We start from the raw sequence: 6,576 nt of genomic DNA on the forward strand, positions 1-6,576 counted from the left end.
AGTCGTTACCTATAAATTAATTTGAGTTTGACCAGTCATCTAATTTGGTGCCTTTTAATGCAGCATCAATATGTTGGTTCATTCGGAGGGCTGCAAAAGCATCAGTGTAGATTTTTAAGGCAGCAACAGCCTGTTCAATCGCTTGAAGGTCATCACCTGCCAAAGTCACATCTAGATGTGCTTGTGCAGCTTGAAGTTCGGTAAGTTGAGTTGCATCAAGCAAATGAGCATCGGCGTGTAAAGCTGGTGCAAGCGCTTCGAGTTCGCGTTTTGCCTCAACTTTGGTTTCATTTAAATGACGTAATTCTTTATCAACTTCGGCAAATTTGAAACCATCAAGTAACAAGCGTTCCATATCTTGATCAGATAAACCATAAGACGGTTTAATATCAATCTGTGCATTTACGCCAGAGGTGGTTTCTTTGGCAGATACACTGAGTAAACCATCTGCATCAACTTGGAACGTCACTTCAATGCGTGCTTGACCTGCTGTCATAGGTGGAATACCACGCAACACAAAACGACCTAAGCTACGGCAATGCTCAACCAAATCACGCTCGCCTTGTACCACATGAATGAGCATTGCAGTTTGGCCATCTTGATAAGTGGTAAATTCTTGACGACGTGCCACAGGGATTGCAGTGTTACGTGAAATCAAACGCTCTACTAAGCCACCCATAGTCTCTAAACCTAAAGACAGGGGAGTGACATCAAGTAACAAAGAACCGTCTTGGCTATTGCCAATTAACTGATTAGCGGTAATAGAGGCGCCAATAGCCACCACTTCATCTGGATTAATAGTACAAAGTGGTTCTTGGTTAAACACTTCACGCACTGCTTTTTGTACGGCATAAGAGCGAGTTGAACCACCTACCAACACCACATTTTCAATGTCGGTCAGTTCAAGCTTTGCATCTCGTAACACACGCTTAGACACAGTGATGGTTTTGTCTAAAGCGACTTTAATAATCGCTTCAAATGTTTCACGATTTAAAGTTAAACAATGCTCAAGCACCAAAAGATCAACCGATTGTTGTTCACTTAAAGCTTCTTTAGCTTCACGTGCTGCAACCAAAACTTGTGCATACTGATGATCATCTAAAAGCTCAATATTCAGTTGCTTTTTGGCCCACTTGACAATTAAACGGTCAAGGTCGTCGCCACCTAATGCGGTATGACCACCTGTGGCTAGAACTTCAAATACACCTTGAGAAAAGCGTAAAACTGAAACATCAAAAGTACCACCACCTAAATCATAAATGACGTAATTGCGATCGGTTGCTAAATTTGTATCTTGATCTAAACCATACGCCACAGCAGCAGCAGTTGGCTCATTCAGCAAACGTAATACTTTTAAACCAGCAAGTTCAGCAGCATCACGCGTGGCTTGACGCTGTGCTTCATCAAAATAAGCCGGTACTGTAATCACAGCACCATTAATTGGATTTTGTAAACTGGCTTCAGCACGTACTTTTAATTGAGTTAAAATTTCAGCAGAAATCTCAACAGGCGTTTTAGGTCCTTGTGCTGTTACAAAAGCCGGCATTTGATTCTCTTCACCCATTAATTCATACGGGTGTTGAAATTTAATGTCTGCTTTAGAACGCCCCATAAAGCGTTTAACCGAAACAATGGTATTCTTTGGATCTTGAGTGACAAAGGCTTTGGCTGCATCACCATATTGGCTTTGATCTTGGCTATAATGCACGATCGAGGGGAGAAGAACTCGACCTTGTTGATCATTTAATACTTTGGCTTTGCCTGAAAGGACCGTTGCCACCAAAGAATGCGTGGTGCCTAAATCGATACCAATAGCAATACGGTGTTCATGCGGTGCACTTGATTGACCGGGTTCTGCAATTTGCAAGAGCGCCATGCGTTACATCCTTTGAACTAAAAATAAATACATCAATTAAAAATCATCATCTAAATCAAAGTCTTCATCATCTAAGATGCGATCTTCAGCTTTTTCGATGTCAGCCATGACTTTTACAAAGAAGCGTAATTTACGCACGGTATCGCGCGCTTCGCCCCAATCTTCACTGTCATAATCAATTTTAAATTCACGGACTAAACCGTCAATCCACTGTTGTACTTCGACTTTTAACGATTGTAATTCTTCACTTGCACGCGCGTCGTCAAGTTGTTCGCGAATTTCTAAAGCATCTTGTAGAAATTCAAAATCACTAATCGATTGATCAAGATGATAATCTTGTTTTTTTAAGCCAAGAAGATATCCCGCACGGCTATCAACCTGAGATAAAATCTTATAGGCTTGATTGATCTCACTTGATTTGATCAATGCTTGATCTTTATCGCTTGTTTTATCAGGATGATATTGCTGCTGCAACTTTAAGAATTGAGTCTTTAAAGCGGCTAAATCAATATCGAGTGCTACAGGAAGGTTGAACAACTCAAAATGATTCATGGGAGGTTCCGGCTAATTTTGCTGAGGTAAGATACAATTAAAACAGTGTAAATGACACTGTTTTAATGCAAAGATGGTCAAGAGACTAAGGCTTAAACTGTAAAAGATTCGCCGCAGCCGCATTCACCTTTTTTATTGGGATTGTTAAACTCAAAGCCTTCATTAAGACCGTTTTTCACGTAGTCCATCTCCATACCTTCAAGATAAACTAAGCTTTTCGGGTCTACAAAAACTTTAACGCCAAATTGATCAAAAACTTGGTCGTGGCTGTCTACTTCGTCAACAAACTCAAGCACGTAGGCTAAGCCTGAACAGCCTGAAGTTTTCACGCCAACGCGAATGCCTTCACCCTTACCACGATTTTGTAGGTAATTGCTGATATGAGCCGCAGCATTTTTGGTTAAATTGATCATGAAAACTCCATTACATCCAAACAAATCAGAACAATTAAGCCTTGTCAGCTCGCTTTGTACGGTAATCTTCTACCGCAGCTTTAATTGCATCTTCAGCCAATACAGAGCAGTGTACTTTTACAGGTGGTAATGCAAGTTCATTGGCAATATCAATGTTTTTGATTGCTTGAGCTTGATCTAAAGTTTTACCTTTTAACCATTCTGTAACTAAAGAACTCGATGCAATTGCAGAACCACAGCCATAAGTCTTAAAACGTGCTTCTTCAATCACGCCTTCATCGTTCACCTGAATTTGTAAACGCATCACGTCGCCACATGCAGGGGCACCGACCATACCTGTGCCTACATTTTCTGCATTTTTGTCTAATACACCAACATTACGAGGATTTTCGTAATGGTCAATCACTTTTTCGCTATAAGCCATGTTGCTTCTCCAAACCTCGGGGTCAGCCTTTAATATTGAATATGAGGTTTTAAACGTTAATTTCAACAACCTTGTCACCAAATGGCAACAAGGTCCAAGCGTTGTTAGTGTTCAGTCCACTCAACTTTAGACAGATCAATCCCTTCTTTGTACATATCCCAAAGTGGAGAAAGGTCACGTAACTTTTCAACTGCAGCTTGGGTAATGTTCAACACATGGTCAATATCTTCTTCGGTCGTATATTTACCAAAGCTAAAACGGATCGAGCTATGTGCAAGTTCATCAGATAAACCAAGTGCACGTAATACATAAGATGGCTCAAGCGTCGCTGATGTACATGCAGAACCTGAAGATACCGCAGCATCTTTAAGCGCCATCATCAGTGATTCACCTTCAACAAAGTTAAAGCTTACATTTAAATAGTTGGCCACGTTATATGTTGGATGACCGTTTAGGAACACTTGTTCTAAACCTTGTAAGCCATTCCATAACTTGTCACGTAATACACGTAAGCGAGCTTGTTCAGCTGCTAAGTTTTTACCTGCAAGTTCGAACGCTTCACCCATGCCTACAATTTGATGTGTTGCAAGCGTACCTGAACGCATACCACGTTCATGACCGCCGCCATGCATTTGACCTTTGAGGCGAACACGTGGGCTACGACGTACAAATAATGCACCAATGCCTTTTGGACCATAGATTTTATGTGCAGAGAAACTCATCAAGTCAATTTTCATGCTTGATAAGTCAATCTCAACTTTACCTGCCGCTTGCGCTGCATCTACGTGGAAGAAAATTTTCTTAGCACGTGTGATTTCACCAATGGCAGCAACATCAGTGATGGTACCGACTTCGTTGTTGACCATCATCAATGATACTAAAATTGTATCTGGACGAATTTCAGCTTCAACCATTTCAGGAGTAATTAAACCTGTTTGTGGTTGTGGCTCGATATAGGTAATTTCAAAACCTTCAGATTCAAGCTCACGACATGTATCTAAAATTGCTTTATGTTCAATTTTAGAAGTAATGATGTGTTTACCTTTTGACGCATAGAACTGTGCAACACCTTTAAGCGCTAGGTTATCTGATTCAGTTGCACCAGAAGTCCATACAATCTCGCGTGGGTCAGCTTTAATTAAGTTTGCAACCTGTTCACGTGCGTACTCGATTTTTTCTTCTGCTTGCCAGCCATAAGCATGTGAGCGAGATGCAGCGTTACCGAAAGTACCTTCAAAAGTAAGGCACTCTACCATACGTTCTGCAACTTGAGGGTCGACAGGAGTTGTAGCTGCGTAGTCAAGATAAATTGGACGTTTCATGTCAAATACCTGTAACCGATAAAAGGGCTGAATCAAAAGATGCTGAATTTTGGCGAATGGCAACGGTTTGTACATTGTCACGGGCAATCAAGTCAGCAAGCGTGATTTTTGCTAAATAATCGGCAATATGATGGGAGAGTTCCTGCCATAAATCGTGAGTTAAACACATTGCGCCATTTTGGCAATTGCCTTTATGATCACAGCGTGTGGCATCCACGGCTTCATTTACAGCCTCAATGATTTCTAACACAGTAATATCGTCGGCACCACGCGCTAAATGGTAACCACCATTGGCACCTCGTACGCTAGACACTAGGCCGTGACGCTTAAGCTTTGCAAATAACTGCTCTAAATAAGCAACAGAAATCGTTTGACGTGCTGCAATTTCAGCAAGCGTGATCGTTTTTTCAGTTGGCTGCAAAGCTAAATCAAGAAGTGCAGTCACTGCGTAGCGACCGCGGGTAGTTAAGCGCATGATTCGATACACATGTTAAGACTAGATACAGTGATTTTATGAATCCTGACTAAAATAGTCAAGTTTTTTTATTGTGCATCGAAAGCTTTTAATTTGAAAGAAAATGCAGGCTTATAGATAAAATTGAGTATACAGCAATATCAGCAATAAAAGCACTATAATGCCCAAAAAGAGCACATTTAGACGCTTTTGCTTGCTTTGCAAATGACGCATACGGTTTTTGTACTGCTTAACTTCAACTTGTAAGCTATTAATTTTAGCGCGTTGTAGATCTATTTTCTCAAGTAAAGGGTTGATTCGATGCTTTGATGCGAGCACATCACCATTTTCTAAAGGCTCATTGAGCCATTGTTTCCAATCAGACAGCACTTTTGGCAAGCTAAACATTAAAGCTAAATCGCGAAATTCATCTTTTAATGTGATATCACCTTCAATACGCATGGCACGAATACTACGTTTATTGCCTAAAACAAATATCTTAATTAAATCCATTAAGGTGGTGCGTATATCTAGATCAACAGGTTGGGTGGGTGCTTGGGTGTCAAATAAAACCCCGTGTTGGTTAAATTCAACATAAAAATCGAAATAGGGCACATAGCTGTTAATTTTAATGCGTACATTTTGGTCTACAAACTTCTTTGCTTGATGTGCAATAACACGGTCATGTTGTAATACAAAAGTAAATAAAGTTTCCAGCGCCACCATACTCATATCAAGAATGACCGCTTGTTGCTTTTTATTACGTTGACTCATAAACCGATCCCTGATCAAAATTTACGTATAAATAAATCTAAATTTGCCACAGCTTTGTAGAACAGTTTTGATAAAGGTGCAAGTGTTGGCTTTGTTATTATAAAAAAACCCTAAGCTTTAATCTTAAAAATCTACATAAAATCAGCAAGGAGGCAACATATGCCAACACAAAGCACAGACACTAGTGATAAAAATAGCCTAAGTAAGAATAAAAATACATGTATAAACAACAAAAAATCCAATAAAAGCAAAAAAAATACTCTCGATTTTAAAAAATATACACAACAAATTTGGCTTGCAGGTTTAGGCGCTTTTTCACGTGCAGAAGAAGAAAGTTCAAAATTATTTGAAAATTTAGTCAAAATTGGTGAGGAATTCGAAAAAAATACACGCAATAAAACAGATGAAGACGAAAAATCTAATCACAGCGTACAAGATTTGAAAGACAAAGGTTGGGATCAAAAGCTGCAACAATCATTCAATAAATTGGGGTTAGCTAGTCATAAAGATATACATATACTGCAACAATTAATCTTACAACTAGACGCGAAATTAGATCACTTGATCGAAGAAAATCAACAACTCAAGCAGCAATTACAAAATAAACCTTAAGCTTTAGTCGAACACAGATTTTTTATTTCTATTATTTTTAATAAAAGCAGCAAGATAGTATTGCCTTTTGCCCCAAAGCATTGCTATAAAGGCGTTATACAGATTTTTAGTCATAGTTTAGATCTCGCATATAGAGATTAAGAGGACGT

Annotated in this window: 8 protein-coding genes; 1 reads left to right on the top strand and 7 read right to left on the bottom strand. The window is 39.4% G+C overall.

Translation table 11 applies throughout. The annotated features are described in order from the left end of the window. Nucleotides 1–16: 16 nt before the first annotated feature. The 7 genes from hscA to Q0017_RS07370 all read right to left on the bottom strand — a co-directional run bounded on the left by hscA (nucleotide 17) and on the right by Q0017_RS07370 (nucleotide 5,815). Nucleotides 17–1,876: a Fe-S protein assembly chaperone HscA gene (hscA, locus tag Q0017_RS07340; RefSeq protein WP_298144721.1), complete on the bottom strand. Its 1,860-nt coding sequence runs from the start codon at nucleotides 1,874–1,876 to the stop codon at nucleotides 17–19. 36 nt (nucleotides 1,877–1,912) lie between these two features. Continuing rightward, nucleotides 1,913–2,428, bottom strand: a complete 516-nt coding sequence (gene hscB, locus Q0017_RS07345) for a Fe-S protein assembly co-chaperone HscB (protein WP_297428191.1) — start codon at nucleotides 2,426–2,428, stop codon at nucleotides 1,913–1,915. A gap of 92 nt (nucleotides 2,429–2,520) precedes the next feature. Continuing rightward, nucleotides 2,521–2,841 carry an iron-sulfur cluster assembly protein IscA gene (gene iscA, locus Q0017_RS07350; RefSeq protein WP_298144725.1) on the bottom strand — a complete coding sequence of 107 codons (321 nt, stop codon included), beginning with the start codon at nucleotides 2,839–2,841 and terminating at the stop codon, nucleotides 2,521–2,523. A gap of 34 nt (nucleotides 2,842–2,875) precedes the next feature. Then, complete coding sequence (gene iscU / locus Q0017_RS07355) at nucleotides 2,876–3,265, bottom strand: Fe-S cluster assembly scaffold IscU (RefSeq protein WP_298144728.1); 390 nt, start codon at nucleotides 3,263–3,265, stop codon at nucleotides 2,876–2,878. Between the two features lie 104 nt (nucleotides 3,266–3,369). After that, nucleotides 3,370–4,587 carry an IscS subfamily cysteine desulfurase gene (locus Q0017_RS07360; RefSeq protein WP_298144731.1) on the bottom strand — a complete coding sequence of 406 codons (1,218 nt, stop codon included), beginning with the start codon at nucleotides 4,585–4,587 and terminating at the stop codon, nucleotides 3,370–3,372. Between the two features lies 1 nt (nucleotide 4,588). Beyond that, on the bottom strand, nucleotides 4,589–5,062 hold the full coding sequence (locus Q0017_RS07365; protein ID WP_297428180.1) for an Rrf2 family transcriptional regulator: 474 nt from the start codon (nucleotides 5,060–5,062) through the stop codon (nucleotides 4,589–4,591). Between the two features lie 111 nt (nucleotides 5,063–5,173). Further along, the gene (locus tag Q0017_RS07370; protein WP_298144736.1) at nucleotides 5,174–5,815 is read right to left on the bottom strand and encodes a hypothetical protein; all 642 of its coding nucleotides are present in this window, start codon (nucleotides 5,813–5,815) and stop codon (nucleotides 5,174–5,176) included. Nucleotides 5,816–5,974: 159 nt separating this feature from the next. On the opposite strand from Q0017_RS07370, the gene Q0017_RS07375 reads away from it, so the two are divergent. Beyond that, on the top strand, nucleotides 5,975–6,427 hold the full coding sequence (locus Q0017_RS07375; RefSeq protein ID WP_298144739.1) for a phasin family protein: 453 nt from the start codon (nucleotides 5,975–5,977) through the stop codon (nucleotides 6,425–6,427). Nucleotides 6,428–6,576 lie beyond the last annotated feature (149 nt).

The organism is uncultured Acinetobacter sp., assembly GCF_947624825.1.
GTDB lineage: Bacteria > Pseudomonadota > Gammaproteobacteria > Pseudomonadales > Moraxellaceae > Acinetobacter.